The sequence below is a fragment of the Arabiibacter massiliensis genome, from assembly GCF_902386925.1.
Taxonomy (GTDB): Bacteria; Actinomycetota; Coriobacteriia; order Coriobacteriales; family Eggerthellaceae; genus Arabiibacter; species Arabiibacter massiliensis.
In genome coordinates this window covers 2,364,821-2,387,222 of record NZ_LR698996.1, presented here as the reverse complement: position 1 = coordinate 2,387,222, position 22,402 = coordinate 2,364,821, and the positions used below count along the sequence as shown (strand labels likewise).

Annotated in this window: 20 protein-coding genes and 1 tRNA gene; 13 read left to right on the top strand and 8 right to left on the bottom strand. The window is 65.0% G+C overall.

Annotated features, from left to right (window positions below):
• Positions 1–277: 277 nt before the first annotated feature.
• The 5 genes from FX134_RS10185 to FX134_RS10165 all read left to right on the top strand — a co-directional run bounded on the left by FX134_RS10185 (position 278) and on the right by FX134_RS10165 (position 5,666).
• Positions 278–1,228, top strand: a complete 951-nt coding sequence (locus FX134_RS10185; protein WP_080801277.1) for a DMT family transporter — start codon at positions 278–280, stop codon at positions 1,226–1,228.
• Positions 1,229–1,268: 40 nt separating this feature from the next.
• The gene (locus tag FX134_RS10180) at positions 1,269–3,206 is read left to right on the top strand and encodes a 3'-5' exonuclease (protein WP_232050913.1); all 1,938 of its coding nucleotides are present in this window, start codon (positions 1,269–1,271) and stop codon (positions 3,204–3,206) included.
• Positions 3,207–3,317: 111 nt separating this feature from the next.
• Positions 3,318–3,956, top strand: a complete 639-nt coding sequence (locus tag FX134_RS10175; RefSeq protein WP_232050912.1) for a TetR/AcrR family transcriptional regulator — start codon at positions 3,318–3,320, stop codon at positions 3,954–3,956.
• Positions 3,957–3,958: 2 nt separating this feature from the next.
• The gene (locus tag FX134_RS10170; protein ID WP_232050911.1) at positions 3,959–4,876 is read left to right on the top strand and encodes an ABC transporter ATP-binding protein; all 918 of its coding nucleotides are present in this window, start codon (positions 3,959–3,961) and stop codon (positions 4,874–4,876) included.
• Entirely contained in the window at positions 4,869–5,666 is a 798-nt protein-coding gene (locus FX134_RS10165; protein ID WP_080801270.1) for an ABC transporter permease subunit, read from the top strand. The genes FX134_RS10170 and FX134_RS10165 overlap by 8 nt, the downstream gene beginning before the upstream one ends.
• A 68-nt stretch (positions 5,667–5,734) precedes the next feature.
• Here FX134_RS10165 and FX134_RS10160 read toward each other — a convergent pair whose 3' ends face one another.
• Positions 5,735–6,163: a protease inhibitor I42 family protein gene (locus FX134_RS10160; protein ID WP_172623453.1), complete on the bottom strand. Its 429-nt coding sequence runs from the start codon at positions 6,161–6,163 to the stop codon at positions 5,735–5,737.
• 149 nt (positions 6,164–6,312) lie between these two features.
• Between FX134_RS10160 and FX134_RS10155 the strand changes: the two genes are divergently transcribed.
• The 3 genes from FX134_RS10155 to FX134_RS10145 all read left to right on the top strand — a co-directional run bounded on the left by FX134_RS10155 (position 6,313) and on the right by FX134_RS10145 (position 9,334).
• A tRNA-Arg gene (locus tag FX134_RS10155) sits at positions 6,313–6,389 on the top strand.
• A 177-nt stretch (positions 6,390–6,566) separates the two neighbouring features.
• The gene (locus FX134_RS10150) at positions 6,567–7,919 is read left to right on the top strand and encodes a magnesium transporter (RefSeq protein WP_080801262.1); all 1,353 of its coding nucleotides are present in this window, start codon (positions 6,567–6,569) and stop codon (positions 7,917–7,919) included.
• A 2-nt stretch (positions 7,920–7,921) separates the two neighbouring features.
• Complete coding sequence (locus FX134_RS10145; protein WP_087881560.1) at positions 7,922–9,334, top strand: Nramp family divalent metal transporter; 1,413 nt, start codon at positions 7,922–7,924, stop codon at positions 9,332–9,334.
• 66 nt (positions 9,335–9,400) lie between these two features.
• On the opposite strand, the gene FX134_RS10140 is transcribed toward FX134_RS10145, so the two are convergent.
• Positions 9,401–9,874 carry an Rrf2 family transcriptional regulator gene (locus FX134_RS10140; protein WP_080801259.1) on the bottom strand — a complete coding sequence of 158 codons (474 nt, stop codon included), beginning with the start codon at positions 9,872–9,874 and terminating at the stop codon, positions 9,401–9,403.
• Between the two features lie 324 nt (positions 9,875–10,198).
• Here FX134_RS10140 and FX134_RS10135 point away from each other — a divergent pair, with 324 nt between their 5' ends.
• Positions 10,199–10,798 (top strand): 5-formyltetrahydrofolate cyclo-ligase, encoded by a 600-nt coding sequence (locus tag FX134_RS10135; RefSeq protein WP_232050910.1) that lies wholly within the window; start codon positions 10,199–10,201, stop codon positions 10,796–10,798.
• A gap of 64 nt (positions 10,799–10,862) precedes the next feature.
• Here FX134_RS10135 and FX134_RS10130 read toward each other — a convergent pair whose 3' ends face one another.
• From FX134_RS10130 to FX134_RS10110, 5 genes are all read right to left on the bottom strand, one after another.
• Complete coding sequence (locus FX134_RS10130; RefSeq protein WP_080801253.1) at positions 10,863–12,515, bottom strand: Na+/H+ antiporter NhaC family protein; 1,653 nt, start codon at positions 12,513–12,515, stop codon at positions 10,863–10,865.
• A 252-nt stretch (positions 12,516–12,767) separates the two neighbouring features.
• A complete protein-coding gene (locus FX134_RS10125; protein ID WP_080801250.1) occupies positions 12,768–13,769 on the bottom strand; it encodes a YdcF family protein in 1,002 nt (333 codons plus the stop codon).
• A 154-nt stretch (positions 13,770–13,923) separates the two neighbouring features.
• Entirely contained in the window at positions 13,924–15,468 is a 1,545-nt protein-coding gene (locus FX134_RS10120) for a sodium:solute symporter family protein (RefSeq protein WP_080801248.1), read from the bottom strand.
• A gap of 247 nt (positions 15,469–15,715) precedes the next feature.
• On the bottom strand, positions 15,716–15,907 hold the full coding sequence (locus FX134_RS10115; protein ID WP_143412176.1) for a hypothetical protein: 192 nt from the start codon (positions 15,905–15,907) through the stop codon (positions 15,716–15,718).
• A gap of 175 nt (positions 15,908–16,082) precedes the next feature.
• Positions 16,083–17,717, bottom strand: coding sequence for an FAD-binding protein (locus tag FX134_RS10110; RefSeq protein WP_080801243.1), 1,635 nt, complete (start codon positions 17,715–17,717; stop codon positions 16,083–16,085).
• A 266-nt stretch (positions 17,718–17,983) separates the two neighbouring features.
• Between FX134_RS10110 and FX134_RS10105 the strand changes: the two genes are divergently transcribed.
• The gene (locus FX134_RS10105) at positions 17,984–19,411 is read left to right on the top strand and encodes a helix-turn-helix transcriptional regulator (protein ID WP_080801240.1); all 1,428 of its coding nucleotides are present in this window, start codon (positions 17,984–17,986) and stop codon (positions 19,409–19,411) included.
• Positions 19,412–19,510: 99 nt separating this feature from the next.
• Here FX134_RS10105 and FX134_RS10100 read toward each other — a convergent pair whose 3' ends face one another.
• The gene (locus FX134_RS10100; RefSeq protein ID WP_080801237.1) at positions 19,511–20,752 is read right to left on the bottom strand and encodes a phenylacetate--CoA ligase family protein; all 1,242 of its coding nucleotides are present in this window, start codon (positions 20,750–20,752) and stop codon (positions 19,511–19,513) included.
• Here FX134_RS10100 and FX134_RS10095 point away from each other — a divergent pair.
• The 3 genes from FX134_RS10095 to FX134_RS14590 all read left to right on the top strand — a co-directional run bounded on the left by FX134_RS10095 (position 20,751) and on the right by FX134_RS14590 (position 22,384).
• Positions 20,751–21,008, top strand: coding sequence for a hypothetical protein (locus FX134_RS10095; protein WP_143412175.1), 258 nt, complete (start codon positions 20,751–20,753; stop codon positions 21,006–21,008). The genes FX134_RS10100 and FX134_RS10095 overlap by 2 nt on opposite strands.
• A 231-nt stretch (positions 21,009–21,239) precedes the next feature.
• Positions 21,240–21,758, top strand: a complete 519-nt coding sequence (locus FX134_RS14595; protein WP_172623452.1) for a DUF3662 domain-containing protein — start codon at positions 21,240–21,242, stop codon at positions 21,756–21,758.
• Between the two features lie 158 nt (positions 21,759–21,916).
• Positions 21,917–22,384 (top strand): FHA domain-containing protein, encoded by a 468-nt coding sequence (locus FX134_RS14590; RefSeq protein WP_080801235.1) that lies wholly within the window; start codon positions 21,917–21,919, stop codon positions 22,382–22,384.
• Positions 22,385–22,402: the final 18 nt, after the last annotated feature.

Genomic DNA, 22,402 nt, shown 5'->3' with positions numbered 1-22,402 from the left:
CCCGCCGTCAACCGGCACCCCCCCCCCCGGCGCCCCCCAGGGGCGGGTCGCTCGCGTCCCTTTAAAAGATGACCAAAAGGGTTATGGAAAGATTTTGCGGCTGTGGCGCTCTGCGAGCGGGTTTTAGCCCCTCCGACGCCTCAAGCTCAAGCGTTTGCCCAGGTCGGCAAATTCGCTATCGTCCCCGCGCTGCCACAGCCGACGATTCTTGCCAGTTCGCGCCCGCCGCCTCTCGGCACACAGCGTGCGAAGGCGCTTCGTGCTATGATGCTCGACTATGGCCCGCCTTCTCCAACATACCGCGCGCCCGCTGTGGGCGTACAAGGGGTTCCTCCTGTTGGCGGCGGCTATTTGGGGCCTCGGCACGGTCGTGATCAAATCGACGGTGGACGCGTTCCCGCCCGCGTGGCTCGTGGGCGTGCGCTTCACCGGCGCGGGTCTCGTCCTGGGCATCGCGATGCTGCCCCGCTTCCGGCGCGCGCTCGACGCCGACCACCTGAAGAAGGGCTCGATCCTGGGCGTGTGGCTGTTCCTGACGTACTGGGCGAACTCCACGGGCCTCACCGACACCACGGCCTCCAACAGCTCGTTCCTCACGTCGCTGTACTGCGTGATCATCCCCTTCCTCGGCTGGGCTCTGCGCGGCGCGCGGCCGACGCGCTTCAACGTGGCGGCGGCGGTCGTGTGCGTGGCGGGCATCGGATGCGTGTCGTTCGCGGGCTCGACCGGGTTCTCGCTGCGCTTCGGCGACCTGATCACGCTGCTGTCCGCCGTCTTCGTCAGCTTCCACGTGCTGTACACGGCGAAATACGCGCGCGGGCGCGACATGACGCTGCTCACCGTCGTCCAGTTCTTCGTGGCCGGGACGCTGGGCTTCGCGGCCGGGTTCGTGTTCGAGCCGATGCCCGACTTCCCCAACCTGGGCGCCGACACATGGATGAGCCTAGTGTACCTGGCCGTGTTCGCCTCGTGCATCGCGCTGCTGCTGCAGAACGTGGCGGTGGCGCACGTGGATCCCGCGCCGGCCGCGCTGTTCCTGGCCACGGAGTCGGTGTTCGGCGTGACGTTTTCCATCCTGTTTCTGGGCGAGGCGCTCACCGGGCCCTTGTTCGCCGGGTTCGCGCTCATCTTCGCTGGCATCGTGATCAGCGAGTACCTGCCCATCCGCGCCGAACGCAAGCGCGCCGCCGCGGCGCTCGACGAGCCCGACGAGGCGCGGGAAACATGAGGCGCGGGCAGAGGGAAGCCGCATCGAGAAGGAGAGTTCCATGAGAGACACCATAGCCGCCTTCGATGGCCGTATCGCCAAGGTGCAGGGCCCCGCGCGCAGCGGCAAGACCGAGGCGCTCGTCCGCCGCTGCGCGCGCCTCGTTCGCGAGGGCACCGACCCTGCCGCCATCCTCGTGGAGGTGTCGAACGCCGTCGCCGCTCAGGCCTTCCGCCGTCGGCTGCGCCGTGCGCTCGGACCCGACCTGGAGCAGGCAGCCGCCCAGGTGCATGTGGAAACCGCGCTCGACACATGCGCGGCCGTACTGGACGATCCGGCTGCGCGCGAGGCCACGGGCCACATCCCGCGCCTGCTGAACAGCGCCGAATACGCGTTCTTCCTCGAGGACATGAAGGCGCTCGGCCAGCCCGTCCGCCGTCTGCGTGCGACGCTCGACCTCCTCTACCGCCAGATGGCCGACCTCGTGCCGCGCGGCGAATGGCATCTTGACGATGAGGGGAAGGCCGTGCTCGCGCATGGGGAGCGCGTGCTCACGTTGCGCGGCGCGATGCTCGCGCAGGAGGCGCCCGCGCTGTGCGCCCTGTTCCTGGAAAGCGAGGCCGGCTCCGCGGCGCGCGGGAGCTTCGCGCACGTGCTGTGCGACGACTTCCAGAACCTGAGTCGCGCCGAGCAGGCCTGCCTGCGCCTGCTGGCCGGCGAGCAGCTCATCGTGGCCGGCAACCCCAACGAGCAGCAGATCCTCCGTTCCGGCTTCCCCAGCCGCGAGGGGTTCACGCAGTTCGAGGCCGCGCACCCCGACGCGGAGGTCTTCACGCTCGAAGGCGCGTTCGGCAACCCGAGCGTTATCGCCTTCGCCGATGCGCTGTGCGAACACGGCGACATGGATCCCTCGTTCAAAGCCGGCGCGGCGCACGCGGCCGCGGACGAAGGCGGCGCGGGCGTGCAGTGCATCAAGTGGGCCACGCCGGAGGACGAGATCGACGGCATCGCCAAGTACCTGCGCGCGGTGCTCGATACCGAGGATGACCTGCGCGAAAGCCGCACTTGCGTCCTTGTGCCCAACAAGCGCTGGGCCCTCATGGCGGAGAAGGCGCTCAGACGGCGCGGCTTCTCCGTGAGCGCGGCCGGGGCGCTCTCCGGCCTGGGCGGCGACCCGCGCGAGAGCGCGCGGGCGCGGGCGCTCGTGGCGTTCACCAGGCTGAACCTGCTGGCCGACCCGTGCGACATGGTGGCCTGGCGCAGCTGGTGCGGCTTCGACAGCCCCCTCGTGAACAGCGATGCCTGGGCGGGCCTGCAGGACTTCGCCGAGGAGCGCGCCCTTTCGCTCTACGACGCGCTGGCGCAGGCGGGCACGGCGAGCGAAGAGCCGTTCCCGCGCGCGGCCGTGCTCGCCGAGCGCTGGCGGGCAGGCCAGGACTTCATCGCGCAAAACGCCGGACGCAAGGGCTTCAGCCTGCTGCGCGCCATCGGGGCCGACGGGCTGCCCGAGTTCGAAGAGGCCGCGCGCGCGTTCGTCGGCGACGAGGACGCCGCCGCGCTTCTGCGCATGGAGCGCGCGCAGGTAACCGATCCCGCCATGCCCGAGGACGCCCACGTGCTGCATGTGGCCACATTCGGCGCGCTCGTGGGCGTCGAATACGACAACGTCTTCGTCGTGGGGGCCGTCGACGGCCTCATGCCCCGCCGCGCCGCGTTCGAGGCGGCCGACGAGGAGGAGCGCGAGCGCGCCATGAACGAGGAGCGCCGCCTGTTCTGCAACGGCGTGGCGAAGGCGGGCAAACGCCTGGTCGTCTCCCATTTCAATAGAGCTCCGCTCGAGCTTGCCGAGCGCGCCAAGATGCAGGTGTCGCGCGTGAGGACCGAGGGCGGCAGTCGCATGGCCGTGGTGCGGCCCGTCTGCTTCCTCGCCGAAGCCGGCGACGCCTGTCCCGGCACGGTGGGCGGCCAGGCTCTTCTCGCCGAGCTCGGCCTGGCCTGACGCCCCCGCGTCCTCCTTTGAAAATTTTTCTTCAGGGGCCTTCTCAAAAGCGGTCAATGCCGTAGGATGATCCCCGATCGATTGACCGCCCGGTCAATCGGAAGGAGGGTCATGGACCGCATGCAGGGCAACCTGGAGAAGTTCGAGAACCTGCCCGAGGAGCGGCAGGAGGCCGTGGTGCGCGCCGCCGTGGAGGCGTTCGGCCGCTTCGACTACAAGAGCGCCTCCACCGAGGACATCGCGCGCAAGGCGGGCATCTCGAAGGGGCTTCTGTTCTTCTACTTCAAGAACAAGCAGCAGCTCTACCTCTACCTCACGAACCGCCTGATGGACAAGGTGGAGGCCCTGGTCGTCGACGAGGGATTCTACCGGATAGACGACTTCTTCGAGCTGTTCAAATACGCGGCCCACAGCAAGCGCGCGGCGCTGGACAAGTTCCCGTACCTGATGGAGTTCTCGGTACGCGCGTTCTACGCCCAGCACAGGGACATCAAGCAGCTCATGGAAAGCTGGACGCAGCGCCAGATAGACGCCATGTTCGCGCGCTACTTCCGGAACGTGGACTTCAGCCGGTTCCGCGACGACGTGGACCCGAAGCACGTGGTGAACATGATCGTGTGGATGGCCGACGGCTACATGCACCAGCAGCTGGCGCTCGGGCGGCGCATCGATCTGGACGAGCTTCTGGACGAGTTCGACCGCTGGTGCGTCATGTTCAAGGCATATGCCTACAAGGAGGAATACCGATGACTATGGCAGAAGGTCCCGTCATCGAGCTTTCGGGGCTCACGAAGGACTACGGGCGCGGGCGCGGCGTGTTCGACGTGTCGTTTGCCGTGCGGCGCGGCGAGGTGTTCGGCTTTCTCGGGTCGAACGGCGCGGGCAAGACGGTGACCATGCGCAACCTCATGGGTTTCATCAGGCCCGACGCGGGCGCGGTCCGCATCGAGGGGCTCGACTGCTTCGCCGAGCGGGCGCGCATCCAGCGGGGGCTGGGGTACCTGCCGGGCGAGATCGCCTGCATGGACGAGATGACGGGCACGGCCTTCCTCGAGTTCATGGCGCGCATGAAGGGCCTGCGCGACCGCAGCCGCATGCGCGAGCTGGTGGACTACTTCGAGCTGGACGCCGCGCGGCGCATCCGCAAGATGTCGAAGGGCACCAAGCAGAAGGTGGGCCTGGTGTGCGCGTTCATGGCGCGGCCCGACATCCTGCTGCTCGACGAGCCCACGAGCGGCCTCGACCCGCTCATGCAGAGCCGCTTCATCGACCTCGTGCTGGCCGAGAAAGAGCGCGGGGCCACCATCATGCTGTCGTCGCACCTCTTCGAAGAGGTGGAGCGCACGTGCGACCGTGTGGCGTTCATCCGCGCGGGGAGGCTCGCGGCCGTGGAGGACATGGACGACGTGCGGCGCTCGCGCAAGCGCGTGTTCACCGCGACGTTCGCCGACGCCGCCGCGTGCGGGCGCTACCGCGCGGCGCATCCGGGCGCGGCCGCCGCGGGCGAGGCGGCGGTGGAGGTGAGCGTGGCGGGATCGATGGATGCGTTCGTGAAGGACCTGGCCGCCTACCCCGTGGCCGACCTGGCCGCCCGCGAGCAATCGCTCGAGGAGCTGTTCATGCATCTGTACGGGGCCGACTCGTCGGAGAAGGGAGGCTCCCATGAATAAAACCTTGTTCGCGAAGGAGCTGCGCGCGAACCTGTTCGTGTTCACCGTCGTGTTCGCGGTGCTCGTCATGTACATCGCCGTGATCGTGAGCATGTTCGACCCCGAGCTGGGGCGGAGCCTGGACATGATGATGGCCAGCATGCCCGAGCTGTTCGCGGCGTTCGGCATGGCGGAGCAGGCCACCACGCTCACCGACTTCATGCTGAACTACCTGTACGGCTTCCTGCTCACCATCTTCCCGTTCGTGCTGATCGTGATCATGGCGAACAAGCTGATGGTGCGCTACCTGGATCGCGGCACCATGTCGTATCTGCTGGCCACGCCCAACAGCCGCACGCGCATCGCGGCCACACTCGCCGCTGTGATGGTGACGCTGCTGGCGGCGTTGGCGGTGCTGACCACGCTGGCCGAGGTGGGCTGCGCCGAGCTCATGTTCCCGGGAGACCTCGACGCCGAGGGCATCGTGCGCGCCAACGTGGGGGTGCTTGCGCTCTGGGTGTTCCTGGCGGGGATGTGCTTCCTTTCGGCCTGCCTGTTCGCGAACGCGAGCGCCGCTCTGTGGGTGGGCGGCGGCGCGGGCATCCTATTCTTCCTCATGCAGATGGTGTCGCAGGTCGGCGACAAGTTCGAGTTCCTGGAAAACGTGAACCCGCTCACGCTGTTCGACTACTACGGCCTGGCCGCGAACGAAAGCGGAGCCGTCGCCGGCGCGGCGGCGCTCGCAGCGCTCGGCCTCGCCCTGTTCGCCGCCGCTATAGCCGTCTTCGCCCGCCGCAACCTGAGCATCTAGCCGCAAATGTCCCAAACGGGGACAGTCCCCATTCGGGACATTTTGGCATAAAAGGGGACAGTCCCCTTTTATGCCATTTTGACGTCTCTGAACATGCCGGCCTCGACGGTCGCGACGAGGGAGAACGTCTTGTCGTTTTCGGGCGCTTCCCCTGGCCGCGCGTAGGTGAACGTCAGGACGGTTTCGCCGGAGCCTTCGGGCTCGTACGTGAAGATGGCCAGGCCGACGCCTTCGCCCTCAGGCGCCTTGCCGCTCAGGTAGTCCCCGGCCACGCCTTCGACGAACTTGACCGTCGCCCCATCCGCTTCGCACTCCCATTGATAGCCGCCGGCGACATCGGCTTCCAGCTGGACCTCGAGGCGCTTATCCGAGAACCGCGCGTAGCCGCCGTCGGTCACCTCGAAGGCGTCCCCCTTCCCCGACGCGCAGCCGGCCGCGATCAACGCCGCAACCGCCAGACACAAGCCAACCAATGCAAGACGCATAAGCTTCTTCATCGCCCGCCCCTTTCTCCGTGGCTCTTCGGTCCATTGTACACGCCGATCGCTCCCCAGACCCGGGCCAGGCAACAATTTCGGCGTTTCCGGAAAATAGTCGTTGACAGCATCGGGACTTACCGGCATAATAACTTTTGCTGTTTCCACGTGCGCCGTTACCTCAGCTGGATAGAGGGACTGACTACGAATCAGTACGTCGGGGGTTCGAATCCCTCACGGCGCACCATTTCAGCACTTTCATTCCGCAACGACTGGCAGCAGCACGTGCGGATTTTTTATTGGCCGTAAGGAAAGGGACTTTGTTGAAGGTTCGAAAATCGAAGCCTCACAGTAAGTAGTCCTCCTTCGGCTCCCCTGAGTCGGCGGTCGAAGGATGGCTGCGCCGCTCAGTAAGGGAATCATCATGCTGTATCTCTCTCAAATGATGGGCAAGCCCGTCATCGACTCAACCGGCGAGAAGGTCGGTACGATCTCCGATCTTGCCATCTCCACCGGCGAAGTGTTCCCCCGCATCACCAGCCTGGCCTTCCAAGGGCCGGGCAAAGTGCCGTTTATGATCTCGTGGCGCAAGTACGTCGACGAATTCGACGAGGACGGCATCAGGCTCAACGGCCCCGCGCACGACATCCGCTTCAGCTACCTGCAGCCCGAGGAGATCCTGCTCGCGCGCGATCTGCTGAACCGCCAGATCGTCGACACGCAGGGCATGAAGGTCGTGCGCGTAAACGACCTCAAGCTCTCCGTCTCCGGCTCGCAACTGCGCCTGCTGGGCGCCGAGGTGGGCGCGCGCGGCATCCTGCGCGGCCTGGCCCCGTGGCTCGAACGCGCTGTCGTGGCCGTGGCGAAGGCGTTCAACAAGAAGATCGACGAGCAGATCATCGCCTGGAACTACATGGACCTGCTCGACCGCGACCTCTCCGAGGTGCAACTCTCCGTCACCCACAAGCGCCTCGACGAGCTGCATCCCGCCGACGTGGCCGACATCCTCGAGCAGCTCGACCCCCAGCAGCGCGCCAACGTGTTCCAGCACCTCGACGACGCGCAGGCCACCGAGGCCATCTCGGAGATGGAAGACGAGTACCAGGCCGACTTCATCGAGGATCTCGACGACGCCCGCGCCGCCGGACTCTTGGGCAACATGGACCCGGACGACGCGGCCGACATCGTGCGCGACCTGTCCTACGAGAAGGCCGAGACGCTGCTGCGCCTCATGGGCATGGAGGACGCCACCGAGATCCGCCGTCTGCTGGGCTACAAGGATGGCACGGCCGGCGGCATGATGACCACGCAGTTCGTGGCCGTGCACGCCGACGACACCGTGGGCGAGACCATCGAGGTGCTGCGCGAGCTGGACGAGGACCACCCCACCGTGCACTACGTGTACGTGCTCGACGAGTACGACGAGTTCGTGGGCGTGCTGAGCCTGCGCACCCTCGTGCTCACCGACGACGCGAAGCCCGTGTCCGAGGTGATGTACGACGACGTGATCTCCGTCGCGCCTGACGAGACGGAAGAGGACGTGGCCGCCGACATCTTCAAGTACGACCTGCCCGCCATGCCCGTGGTGGATGAGCACAACATGCTGCTGGGCATCGTCACGGTCGACGACGCCTGGGACGCCATCGAGGAGGACGTGAGCGGCGACAAGACGAAGCTCACCGTGCTCAAGGGCGTGGGAATCGCCGTGGCCGCCGTGCTGTTCCTCGCGCTGTACACGCTCGTGCTGTTCCAGATCATCGGCTATTCCTGGAGGTAGCCATGACGCCCAAGAACCGCACCGAGCGCACGACCGCCCCCCGCGAGTGGGGCAAGTTCCAAATGGGCCGCATCGAGAACGCGAAGCGCGCGGGATCGCCCGAGGCCCCGGCCGCCGAGTTAGTGGAAGCGCCCGCGGCCCCCGCCGACGCCGAAGAGGGCGCGCTCGCCGTCGCGCCCGAGAAGAAGCCGCCGAGCAAGCTGTGGCTTTTGCTGGCGGCGCTCGGACCCGGCATCGTCACGGCCATGGCCGGCAACGACGCCGGCGGCATCTCCACCTACTCCACCGTGGGCGCGAAGTTCGGCTTCGCCACGCTGTGGGTGATCCCCGTCATGTGCGTGCTGCTCATCGTGGTGCAGATGACGGCGGCGCGCATGGGCGCGGTCACCGGCAAGGGGTTCGCCGCGCTCATCCGCGAGCGCTTCGGCATCCGGCTGACGGCGCTCGCCATGCTGGCCCTGCTCATCGGCAACGTGGCCACCACGTTCTCCGAGTTCGCGGGCATCGCGAGCGGCATGGAGATGTTCGGCGTATCGAAGTACCTTTCCGTGCCCGTGGCGGCCGTGGCCGTGTGGCTGCTCATCGTGGGCGGCAGCTACAAGCGCGTGGAGAAGGTGTTCCTGGCGCTGTCGCTCGTGTTCGTCACGTACGTGGTGGCCGCGTTCATGGCGCAGCCGAACTGGGGCGACGCGCTGCAGAGCACCGTCATCCCGCGCATCGTGCAGGACCAGAGCTTCGTGTCGCTCGTCATCGCCATGATAGGCACCACCATCGCGCCGTGGATGATGTTCTTCAACCAGAGCAACGTGGTGGAGAAGGGCGTGGGCGTGAAGGACTTCTTCTCGCAGAAGGTGGACGTGGTGGCCGGCACCATCGCCGCGTGCCTCGTGGCCTGGTTCATCATCGTGACCACCGGCGCCGTGCTGTTCCCGCAGGGCATCGAGATCGAGTCGGCGGCCGACGCGGCGCGCGCCCTGGCCCCGTTCGCTGGACACTATGCCGAGGCGCTGTTCGCCATCGGGCTGATAGCCGCGTCGTTTCTGGCCGCGTGCGTGCTGCCGCTGACCACGGCCTTCGTCATCTGCGAGGCGTTCGGCTGGGAGGCGGGCGTGTCGTTCAAATGGAAGGAAGCGCCGCTGTTCAAGAGCATCTTCACGTTCGTGATCGCGTTCTCGGCCGTGGTGGTGCTCGTGCCCAACATCGACCTCATGGGCGTGATGCTGACGGCGCAGTTCGTGAACGGCCTCGTGCTGCCGGTGCTGCTGGTGTTCATGGCCATCATCGCCGCGGACAAGCGGGTGATGGGCGCGTTCAAGTCGCGCCTGGTGTCGCGCGTGCTCATCTGGCTGACCGTGGGCATCGTCACCGTGCTGACTGCGGCGCTCTTGGTCATGCAGGTGCTCGGCATCGGCTAGGAAAGTGCCGGGCAATGGCGCGCTCGCGCCGTAGGGCAAGCAAGCCGCGACGGCCGGCAGCGCGGGCTAGCTGGCCTCCACCAGGCGGCGGCTCTCGTTCTCCAGGCGCTCGGAGAGGAACTTGCGGCTGTTGTCGCCGTTGCGCGCGCAATCCAGCAGCATCTGCACCGAGAGGCTGGCCAGATACGCGTCCATGCTCTCCTCGATGAGGTCGTAGGTCTCCTTGATGCCCTGCACCATGGCGCCGCCTTTGCGGGCGCTGCGCTTGGCGCGCGTGGACTGCTTTGCATCGTCGTCGAGCGCTTCCATGATCTCGAGCACGTTGATGTCGTTGGGGTCCTTGGCCAGCCGGTAGCCGCCGTGCTTGCCCGGGCGCGCCTCGATGATGCCCGCGTTGCGCAAAAGCTGGGCCAGCTGGATGAGGTAGTCGCGGGGGATGGACATGTCCTCGGCGATATCCTTCGAGGAGCACGTGGTTCCTTGCGCGGCCAGGTACAGGATGGCGCGCATACCGTAATCGGTCGATGCCTTGAGTTGCACTGCTGTCTCCTAACTCGATGGCGTACCGGGGCGCGAAACGGGCCGCTCGGTAAGCGATCTGATTATTCGCGTTCGCTTGTCATGCTGCCTTGATAAGGCGAAACGGCGCTCAATGCGCGGCGTCGTTTCGTCCGCGCGGCGCTTGTCGGCGCTGCGCGGCGATCCAAGGCGAACCCGAGTGTACCCAATGCGATTCGATTATATCAAGGTCAAAGATGGGTTTGCAGGTTAAATCGCATTGAAGCGGTTACGTTTGCGCTATCTGCACACACCGTGCACACCATCATGGAATCGCGGCGTTACATCGATGTTATACTGCGGTGCATGGAAGAGAAAACCGCCCTGAGAGAACAGGTGCTCGCCCGCCGCGACGCCATCCCCAACCACGAGCGCGCCCGGCGCAGCGCTGCCGCATGCCGCCGGCTGGAAGAGCTGGTCGAAGCCGCGTGCGCGCAGGATGCGCCCGCTGTGGCCGTGTACGCCGCCATGCGCAGCGAGGTGGACCTGGGCGCGTTCATCGATGCCCTGTGCGTGCGGGGCTGGCGGGCATGCTTCCCCTGCATGGTGCGCGATGCGGAAGGCGCGCCCGCGCGCATGGCCTTCTACCAGGTGCCGGCAGAGCGGCTCGAGCGGGCGCGGGAGGAGTTCCTCGACAAGCCCCTGCGCTGCCATGTCTGCGGCGAGCTGGAGGACGCGGGATACGAACCCGTCGCGCCCGAGGAACTGGACGCGGTGGCGGTGCCGCTCGTGGCGTTCGACGACGCGGGCCGGCGGCTGGGCTACGGAGGCGGCAACTACGACCGGCTGCTGCCGCGCGTACGCCCCGACGCGCTGGTCGTGGGCGTGGCGTTCGAGGAGCAACGGGTGGAGGCCGTCCCGTGCGAGCCGCACGACATGCCGCTTCCCCGCGTGGTGCGCGCCTAAGCGCACGAGGGCCGCGGCGTTCGCATGCCGCGGCCCCTCATTGGAGACCCCTGCGCGCTCCGTGCTACTTCACGGCTCCGTACTTCGACTTGTTGAGCACCAGCACGGCACCCACCATGAGCACGACGCCCACGACGAGCGAGATCCACGGGTTGCCCGTGAACCCGGCGATCACGTACCCCACCAGGCACACCACGGCAACGGCCGACGCGTAGGGCAGCTGCGTGGCCACGTGGCGCAGGTGGTTGCACTGCGCGCCGGCCGACGACAAGATGGTGGTGTCCGATATGGGCGACACGTGGTCGCCGTACACCGCGCCGCCGAGCGTGGCGCCGATGGCTACGAGGAACAGCGGGCTGTCGGCGGGGAAGACGCCGATCACGATGGGCAGGATGAGCGCAATGGTGCCCCACGACGTTCCCATGGCGAAGCCGATGAACGCGGCCACCACGAAGATGACGGCCGGCAGCAGTGCCAGCCCCACGCCGATGCTGTTCAGGAAGCCGCTCACGAACTCGCCCGTGCCCAGGAGGTAGCGGCACGTGCCGCCCAGGCTCCACGCCAGCACGAGGATCATGATGGCGCCCACCATGGAGCGCACGCCTTCCGAGATGCCCTCCATGTAGCCCGACAGCGTCATGAGCTTGCGCGGCAGGAACATGAAGGCGGCCACCACGAGCGACACGCACACGCCGATGCACAGGCCGAACACGGGATTCTCTCCCACGGCGGTGGCGAAGTCGACGCCTTGGAAGAAGCCGCCGGCGTACAGCATCCCTAAGATGGAGAAGATGATGAGCACCACGATGGGCACGATGAGGTCGAACACGCGGCCCTTCTCGGAAATGGCGATGCCCTTGAACTCGTCGACGGCCGCTTGGGCCGCCTCGTCCAGCTCGTCGCGTTCGGCGACGACCGTCTCCATGCCCAGCGGCGAGTCGGCGGCGAGGTCCTCGTCGGTGAGGCCGACGGTGGCCATGGCCTCGAGCGCGCTATCCTTCGGCGGGATGCGCAGCTTGATGCCCGTGTCCTGGAACTCGGCCTCGGCCGTGCGCATGGGGCCGAAGTCCTTGTTCGTGGCGCACATGAAGAACACGAACACGATGGTGAGCAGGGCGTAGAAGTTGTACGGGATGGACTGCACGAACGTGGTGAAGCCGCCCTCGCCCAGGTAGCCGCCCACGGCCACGGCCCATGACGACACCGGCGCGATGATGCAGATGGGCGCTGCGGTGGAGTCGATGATCCAGGCCAGCTTCTCGTGGCTGATCTTGAAGCGGTCGGTGACCGGGCGCATGACCGCGCCCACCGTGAGGCAGTTGAAGTAGTCGTCCACGAAGATGATGATGCCGAGCACCGCGGTGAGGATCTGCGCCATCTTCGCGTTCTTGATGTGGGTGGACACCCATTCGCCGTACGCGCGCGAGCCGCCCGCGCCGGCTATGACCACCACGAGGGCTCCGAGCAGCGCGAGGAACAGAAGCAGCGCGGCGTTGCCGGCCATCTGCTCGGCCATCATCTGCGGCACCATGGTGAACGAGTCCACCAACTGCTCGAATCCGGGGCCGTTCAGGTTGAACTGGTAGATCACCATACCGGCGAACACGCCGATGGCGAGCGAGGAGTACACCTCCTTCGTGATGAGCGCCAGCCCCAGCGCCAGAATGGGGGGAATGATGGACCACACCCCCGTGCTGATAAGGTCGAACCCTTCCATATGCGTCCCCCTTCTCTCAAGCGGAACGCATTCGCCCGGAGGTCCGGCAAGGACGCCCGCGCGGATGCGCAACGATTGCCCTAGTATACGGTACGCAGCGCGGTGCGGAAGCGGAATTGCATGCGTTTTTGTCGGCGAACCCGCGCAGTCGGCAGACGCGCCGGACGATTTTCGCTCCGAAAACACGCCTCGTGCGCTGAGGCATGTTTTCGGAGCGAAAATGAGGTTCGCGAAAGCCGGGCGGAGAACCCGTTAGTGCCCGATGAGCCAGAGGACAACCGGCGCGAGCCAGAGCAGGAAGATGACCACGAACGGCCAGCGGTGGGCGTTGCTCACGGCCACGAACTCGCGGATGAAGGCCGTCGACCAGAAGTAGCGCGCCGTCTTGGAGCCCACGCCATCGGCGGAAAGGCCGATCTTGTGGGCGTACTCGGCGGTGCGGAACACGTGGTAGTCGCTGGTCACAACTGCGGCGCGGTACTGCCCCGCGCCCGAGCGCGCGTCCATGATGGCCTTGGAGTTGCGCAGGTTCTCCATGGTGGTGGTGGAGCGATCCTCCTCGATGACGGCGTCAGCGGGCACGCCGCGTTCCTCCACGAGGTAGGCCTTCATAGCGGCCGACTCCGGCACCCGCTCGTCGGGACCCTGGCCGCCCGACGCGATGATGAGCGCGCGCCGCGCGCCGGCTTCCCACAGCTCCACGCCTTTGTCGAGTCGGCCCGCCAAGAGCGGCGTGGGCTTCGTGCCCGACAGGCCCGCGCCGTGCACGACGATGTAATCGTAATCGCAGCGCTTCGGCAGCCGGCGGTACAGCCAGGAATACAGCAGAAGCGCCGCGAACGTGAACGCCAGGTACGACCCCTCCATCACGGCCAGCAGAGCGAGCGCGACGAGCGGGACGGGAGCCTGCACGAGCACGAGCAGCGGCGCACCCACGCACACGGCCACGATGGCCAGCGCAAACAGCCCCGGAAGCAGATGCGCGAGCGAAAGGCCCTCGCGGCGCACCACCACGAACGTGTTCGCTATGAGGAACACCACGAGCGCCACCGTGCCGAACGGTATGGCCGCGAATCCCAGCAGGACGAGCCACGGCAGCTCGAACTGGACGGACAGCCCCCACAGCGCGAACAGGCAGAACGCGAGGAAGTACAGCGCATTGCGGAACTGGCGCGGCTCCTTGCGATAGTTGCGCAGGAAGAGCCACCCGAACACGATAGCGGGAAAGTATATGAGGACGAGCTGGAGGATCATGCGATCGCTTTCTACGGCTTGCAGGTACCGGAACAGTATAGCGTTCGCCGTCGAGCCGTCACCGAACTGTTCCCTTCCGCGCGCACGACCAGCAAAGCAAATGAAAAGCAAATGGCGAGCAAGTGAGAAGCACGTGAGCGGCGGCGCGAAACCCCTACGCGCCTTCCGCTTCCAGCTCCTGCTCATACTCGCGGTCGATGGCGCCTTCCACATGCGGCGGGTCCACCTCGAACTCCACGCGCTTGGTGAACAGGCTCACCACCGGCACGATGGCCAGCGACAGCACCATGGCCAGGGCACCGCAGTTGATGGGGCTCGCGATGAGCGGCGTGCCCACGAAGCCGGCGATCATGTTCCCCGTGGTCAAGCCCACGCCCACGATGAAACTGGCCCACACGGCCGGCCGCGACACGCGCTTGGAGAACAGCCCCCAGAAGAACGGGCCGAGGAACGAGCCGGCCAGCGCGCCCCAGCTGATGGACATGAGCTGCGCGATGAACGTGATGGACGAGTTGTACTGCACGAGCGCGAGCACCGCCGAGATCACGATGAACACCACCAGCAGCACGCGCATGTAGCTGAGCTGCTTCTTCTCGCTCATGTTCTTCACCAGGTTGTCCTTGATGAGGTCGAGCGTGAGCGTGGACGACGACGTGAGCACGAGCGACGACAGCGTGGACATCGACGCGCTCAGCACCAGCACTATGACGATGCCGATGAGCAGGTCGGGCAGCGTGGACAGCATGGTGGGGATGATGGAGTCGTACACCGGCGTGCCGGCCGCCGTCATTTCCACCTGGCCGCCGTAGAGCCGCCCGAAGCCGCCGAGGAAGTAGCTGCCGCCGGCCACGATCATGGCGAACACCGTGGAGATGATGGCACCCTGCTTGATGGCCGGGCCGCTCTTGATGGCGTAGAACTTCTGCACCATCTGCGGCAGGCCCCACGTGCCCAAACTGGTGAGGATGATGACGCCCAAGAGGTCGGGCAGGTTCGGCCCGAAGAAGCTCACGAACGGGCCGGCCATTTCCGAGCCCTCGGCCGGGATGAGCGAGAGCGTGGTGATGGCCTCGGTGAAGCCGCCGTTGTTCACCAGCACCGCCACGATAACGGCTACGATGCCCAGCAGCATGACGATGCCCTGGATGAAGTCGTTCATCACGGTGGCCATATAGCCGCCCAGCACCACATAGATGCAGGTGATCACGGCCATGCCGATGACGCACCACTCGTAGGGCAGCCCGAACGCCATGCCGAACAGCCGCGACAGGCCGTTGTAGACGCTCGCGGTGTAGGGGATGAGGAACACGAAGATGATGGCCGCGGCCGCGATGCGCAAACCCTTCGACTGGAAGCGCGCGCCGAAGAACTCGGGCATCGTGGACGCGCCCAGGCGGTGCGTCATCTCGCGCGTGCGCGGACCGAGCACCCACCAGGCAAGCAGGCTGCCGAGGATGGCGTTGCCGATGCCGATCCACGTGGCGGCGATGCCGTACTTCCAGCCGAACTGCCCCGCGTAGCCCACGAAGATGACGGCGGAGAAGTAGCTCGTGCCGAACGCGAACGCCGAGAGCCACGGCCCCACGTTGCGCCCGCCCAGGATGAAGCCGTCGACGGTGCCGGTGTGTCGTCGGCAGTAGATGCCCACACCCACCGCCACGCCCACGAAGATGAGCACCATGAGTATTTTTTCGATCATTGGAGTGTTCCTATCGTCTCATGCGGGCCGCTTCGCCCGCGTGTTCGCTTCCCTTGGAGTCCGGGCCGCCCTCCCCCGTACGTTTCACGTGAAACACTTGTCGCAATGTCCTGCGATTTGAGAACAAATGTTTCACGTGAAACATCGCACGGAAGAAGGGCCCGCGCGGTGGCGCACATGACCTTGCCGGCTGCGGACGCTCGACCGGGATTCGGCACGAGCGCAGCACCACGGGCAAACCCATGTGCTAAAGGTATCGATAGGAATAATAGGAGATGGCGCGGCAGGTTCCGCTGCCCTGCTGCGCAGCCGTGCGCTGCGAGGGCGCGGGTGCGAGGCATTCGGAAGCGCGCGGCGCGAAGGCGCGGCACGTGGCGGCGACGGCCAGCTCGAGGCGCCAGCGCTCGTCGACGACGATATGTCCCTTCGCAGAATGCATGCGCATACTCTACCACAGTGGAGCGCTTCCCCATGCGAAAAAGTGGGCGCCCCAGCCCTTTTATCCCACTGGTGGACAAATGTTTCACGTGAAACATCCTGCGAGCGAGGACCGCTCAACGCGGAAGAGCGCAAGAAGCCGGAGAAGGGACCGGCTCCTTGCGCTCGACTAGCGCCTACTCGCCAGCCAAGGCGCTGCGGGCTGCTATGCGCCCGAACACGCTGCACTCTCCCACATTGCCCGATCCTACGTAAAGATGACCCCAGATCGAGCCGAATTCGCCTGCCGAATACAAATGAGGAATTGGATTGCCGAAAGGATCGAGAATGCGAGCTTTCGCATCACGCACAGGCCCACCATCGGTGTTGAGCACGGCGGGGGCACATAGCATGGCGTAATAGGGTGCTTGCGAGATGGGCTGCAACGTTTCTGCAGGACGGAAGAACGCTTCATCCTCCCCCTGATCGCAATAGCGGTTCCACAAAGCAACCGTACGCGTCAGCTCCTCGGTCGGCACCTCGATGAGGGAAGCCAGCTCTTCGATGGAGTCGGCGGCAACGGCCCAACCATCCGCCACCACGTCCTGAGACACCTCCGGGTCCATTGCTCCGGCCTCAAGACCGTTCTGGTCGAAAACGAACCACGCCTTTTCGGGCATGGGAAGGTGCGTCCAGTTGCCGCCCCATTGAGTGATGCCGTGACGATAGCCTACGTTGCACGACATGTCGGAATCAGGCTTTGCCAACGCTTCGGCATCCTCGAGTCCGGCAAACAAACCGTATGCCCCGCACCCATCGAAGTCCTGGTAAAAGCGCCGCCCGTTTACGCCGACAGTAATGCCCCAACGCTTATTCGAATAGTTCCATATCTTGCTGATATGCCGCTTGTTCTCCAAATCGCGGCATGCCATCCAAAATTGAGCACCGCCGTGCATATGCCACATGTCGGCCCCGACTTTCATGCAAGCGCGATGCCCGTCACCCGTGTTTGCCTGGCCGCATATAGGCTTCACGCCTCGCACGCCCGTATGAGTGTACATGAGATCCGAATCGTTCTCGAATCCGCCCGTGCACATAATGACGCCTCGGCTCGCCTTGTAGCTCTTGCCCGCTGCCACTACGCCGACCACGATTCCATCAGCATCTTGAACCAGCGATTCCAAAGGAGTGGACGTCTTGTAATCCACCACATCGGCATATTGATCGATGACTTGCTCCAAAAACTCATGGATATGACCGGCGCCCCCAGCCTTGCCGGTGAATCCGAACGACGTGACGCAGTCATCGTTGGGCAGCTCGGGATACTCTCCGAGCTTAGCGGCATCCGGCTTCCACTCGCCTATGCGCATATCCCCTTCGTTCGCCCCGAGGCCCTTTATCCATGGCAAGCTCTCCGTTAAGCCATCCACGTACGCCTCTATCACGTCTTCGGGCGTGGCTGACCCGATGAGTTCTTTAATGTATACGAGCAACTCATCAGGATGCTCTGTGTACATTTGCATGCCCAAGCAGAACGGGCTGTTGCCGTTAGGGGCCGCGTCCTTCTCCAGCAGCAGGCACGTCGCGCCGTCGCCCTCGGTTGCAACCGTTGCGGCAGCGACCAAACCGGCTATCCCCGCGCCACACACCACTACGTCGTACTCTTTATCCCACGTCACGTCTTCCGCCGATGCCCTAGAGCCGATATCGGCTGAAGCGCTCTCATCCTTCGCTTGCGGCGCGCACCCCGTCACCGCCATCGCAGCTGAAGCGACAGCGAATACGCCTGCCCCTTTTAAGAACGTCCTTCGATCTTGCATGCATTCACCCATGATCTCCTCCTTTTGCGCCAGTCGCTTGAAAGCACCGACGCCTCCGTGCCTTCGCCTACGATGCGAAGCAGAAAGGCTCTTGTTCCGCCTCCCGCTCTTGCTACAAACCATGCCCCCGCAAGGGCGCAAGGCAATCGTACGAAACGGGCGAACAAGTCGTACATTACGGGTGATTTTTGAAAAAGGCCGGGTGAAGCGCCCCCTTCGCTATTGACGGACGGTATCTGCCAAACGAAAAAAGCTATAATGCGCTGAAAGGAGGAGTCATGAGCAACGAGGACAACGAGCAAATCCGGCGCTCTTCGACGCCGTCGAATTGGTTTGCCTGCAGTGGAGTTTGGCTCTTGTTCACATGGATCGTGCTGGCAAACACATACCGAAGCTCAGAGGCCGTCTCCTCGCCCCGTATTTTGTACATCGCGTTGACCATTTCGCTCTTGACCATCGCCGCAGTCGCTGTTTTCTCATCGCGCATCCGTTCACCCCGCGTCACCGCGTCCTTGTCATCCCGAAAGCGCCTGGTCGACTGCGGAGCAGCGGGGCTCATGGTCGTCGCCGGTTTCTGCTTGGCCTCCATGCACCACCTTGGTCTTGCGTCTGGCACGTTGAGGAACGTCGCCCTCGCGACAGGAGGCATCGGGCTCGGTTGGCTCTACATGCGCTGGGCGGAATTCTACACATTCCTCAATGTTCGCACCATGGCGGTATTCCTTTTCGCAGGAAGTATCCTCTGGGTGGTTGCTCAAGTCTGTTTTGAGCTTTCGCCCGACGCCGTGCGGTCCGTCGGCACGGTAACGTTGCCGTGCTTTGCCTTGCTCGTGCTTTGGCGGTCATTCGCAACCCTTGACCTGCGAAAAGCGTCCGCCAAGCCCAATCCCACGACAGGCTTGCGCGGTTTCTGGAAAGCATGGACATCCATCGTCGCAGTGAGCCTCATCACCGCCATGCTCATCGGCTCGCTGCCGAACGACCCGGAGGCATCGACGCTCTGGAGGCGCGTCCTTACCGTTGCGCTCATCGCCATCACCATGTGGGTTGTCCTCGATCCGCATCACAGCGTGGAGTTCTCTTCCGTATGGCGCGTGGTTTTCTTCGTGCTCGCCATAAGCCTGACCATGCTCATCGTCGACCAAGAATTGACTGCCGTCTCCTCGTTTCTCCGCTCATCGTGGCAACTGCTCATTCCGATAACTTGGCTGACCGTTTGCGACATAGCTCGACATACCACTCTCAACGTATATGTGGTTTTGGGTGCGGGCTTTGTCTCTTACTCCCTTCCCACCGCGCTAGGAGGAACCCTTTTCCATCAGCTCGCTGCCATCGTGAACCCTGTGACGATTTTCGCGCTTATGCTGTTCATTCTTTTCGCAGTTCTCGCATTGTGCTTGAGCACGCGAGACCCCGACACACTCCGCATTTTCGACGAATTGAAAGGCCAAGCGACGCCCATGCAAGAATTCGCGACTATCGATAGGCGATGCGAGCGGCTAGGAGAAAGCCGCAGCCTTACGCAACGCGAGATCGAGATACTCAAGATGCTTGGCAAAGGAAGGTCGCGTGCGTACATCGCCGAAACCCTGTTCATATCCGAGAACACGGTGAAGACTCACGTCGGCCACGTGTACTCCAAGCTCGGAGTGCACAGCAAACACGAGCTGCATATGCTGATCGATGGCGGTTTGGAACTCGTTTGAATCGTGAATGCTTCGGGCCTGAAGTACGAGCATCCGCTTCAGTCCCGAAGCGCGGCCCTTCGGCGTCGGGAAGTCCGCGGGCCGGAGGCCTGCGGGGCCCTAGTACCGGCTGTCGAAGATGCGCTTGGTTTTCTTCTCGCTTCGCGGGAGCTCGCCCATGGGGACGCCGAGGGCGTCGGGGGTGCAGCCGCACTTCGCCTTGAAGATGAGGGCCAGCTCCTCCTGGGCGCGTTCCTTCTCCTCGCCTTCCAGCGGGGTCTCGAACAGCACGGTGAGCACGTCCTTGCCGCTGATGTTCTCGATCATCACCTGGTATTCCGAGCTCGTGCCGTCGGTGGCGGCGATGACCTCCTCCACCTGCGCGGGGAAGATGTTGCAGCCCTTCACCTTGAACATGTCGTCGGTGCGGCCCGTCAGCGTGTCGATGCGCGGATGGCGGCAGCCGAAGCCGCAGGTGCAGTCGCCGGGGATGATGCGCGTGAGGTCGTGCGTGCGGTAGCGGATGAGCGGCGCGCCCTGCTTCCGCAGCGTGGTGAGCACGAGCTCGCCCACTTCGCCGTCGGGCAGCGGGGCGCCGGTGGCGGGGTCCACCACTTCCACGTACACGTAGTCGTCCCACACGTGCATGCCGTGATGCGCGCTGCACGAGATGCCGATGCCGGGGCCGTACACCTCGGTCAGGCCGTAGATGTCGAAGATCTCCACGCCCAGCTCGCCGGCGATGCGCGCGCGCATCTTGTCGCCCCAGCGCTCGGAGCCGATGACGCCCTTGCGCAGGCAGAGCTTGTCGCGGATGCCGCGCTCGGCGATCTCCTCCGCCAGCAAAAGCGCGTAGGAGCTGGTGGCGCAGAGCACCGTGGACTTGAGGTCCTGCATCATGCGCAGCTGCTTCTCGGTGTTGCCGGGGCCCATGGGGATGGCCATGGCGCCCAGCCGCTCGGCGCCCAGCTGGAAGCCGATGCCGGCCGTCCAGAGGCCGTAACCGGGCGTTATCTGGATGCGGTCGGTGTTGGTGATGCCCGCCGTCTCGTAGCAGCGCGCGAACTGGATGGCCCAGTCGGTCACGTCCTGCTGCGTGTAGGGGATGATGACCGGCGTGCCCGTGGTGCCGCTGGAGCTGTGGATGCGTACGATGTCCTCGTCCGGCACGGCCTGCAGGCCCAGCGGGTAGGCGTTGCGCAGGTCGTCCTTCTCGGAGAACGGCAGACGCTCGAAGTCCTCCTGCGTCTGCACGTCGACAAGGTCGATGCCCTCGAACTTGGCGGCGTAGAAAGGCGAGCGGTCTTTCAGCGTTTTGAACTGCTCTTTGATGAGCGCGAACTGGTCAGAGGTGAGCTGCATGGGGGTTCCTCGTTTCGTTGGATGGCTGGCGAAATTGCAGGAATGGCTTCAAGCCCGCGCGCAGCGGGTCTTGAAGCTAGCGCCATCGACCAGCCGCAACGCCCGCTGCGGCTGTGGGGAAGAGGATGTCGTTCTCGCGTGCCATGCGTCCATTCTAGGCGAACGCATGGCGATTGCAAAGTTGTTTTATTCGAGCGCGTTTCAAATGCAATCCGGTTTCAGAGGCAAATTGCATCCGGTTTCAGAGGATGAATGACTCGCGCTCGCCGCCGCGATAGCGCGGGCGCCTTCCTCGTATGCGGCTCTATCGGCGACGGCTGCCGGCCGGGCGGGCTTAACTTTTAATGACGATTGCGTAAAGGCGGGCACGCCCACACGGGGTTTATGGCAAGATGGAGCATTGCATAGTCATATGCGGGGACACACGACAGCGCATGTCGCACCCGGAATCCGAGGCAGGGCGCGCGCATAGCAATAAGGAGCAGCAATGGGCTTTCTTTCGAGGTTCGAGGGCAAGATGGAGGACACGTTCGAGGGCGCGGCCGATCGCATGGCCAACGCCCCCATCTCGCCCGTCCAGATTGCCAAGAAGGCCGAGAAGCAGATGAAGCGCGAGAAGATGGTGGGCGCGGGCAAGCAGTTCGCCCCCACGCTGTACACCGTGCTGGTCAACCCGGACGATGACCGCCGCCTGTTCGGCTACTACCCCACGCTGGCCGGCGAGACGGAGACGTACCTGGCCGCGAAGGCGTCCGAGCAGGGGCTCGTCATGGACGGTCAGCCGCTCGTGCGCTTCATCGTGGACGAGGGCCTGAAGCACGGGAAGTTCGACGTCATCGCCGAGGCCGTGGCGGCGCCTATCATCGCGCAGCTGCGCCAGGAGGAGATGCAGCGCTACGGCCTGGCCGTTCCCCACGGCAACTCCGGCTACGTCACGCCCGTCCCCGCGCCCGCCCCGGCCCCCGCGCCGGCACCCGCGTACGACCCCTATGCGGCTCCGGCGTAGGTTGTAGTCGTACGCCGGCACCCGCGTACGACCCCTATGCGGCTCCGGCGTACGACTACAACCAGGGCTTCGACGACTACGGCGGATTCGACGACTACGTCCAGCCCGCCCCGGCCTACGGCGGCTACGACCAGGCGGAGGATCCGGCCTATCTCCCGATGGAGGAGCTCGACCGGCCCATCGACTTCGACAGCTACTCCTACGAGCCGCCCGCGCCTACGCCTACCCCGGCCCCGGCCGTTGCGCCCATGCCCGCGCCGGCTGCGGCCCCCGTCGCCGCCGACACCGTCGTGTTCGCCGCAGGCGCTCAGGCCGCCGCGCCGGTTCCCGCCCAGGCGGCGGTGCGCGCGCGCCTCGTGGACACCACCAACAACCGCGCCTACGACCTGGCTGCCTCGCGCCTGATCATCGGCCGCGAGTCGAAGAACGACATCGCCGTGAAGGACATCAACGCCTCGCGCACGCACGCCGAGCTGCGCCGCGACCCGCGCGGCCTCTGGGTGCTCACGGACCTCGGCTCCACCAACGGCACCTTCGTGAACGGGCGTGAGATCTCCTCCCAGCCCCTCGCCGACGGCGACCAGATCGTCATCGGCGTGACGAACTTCCTGTTCACGCAGGCGTAAGCGGAATCGGAAGGACAT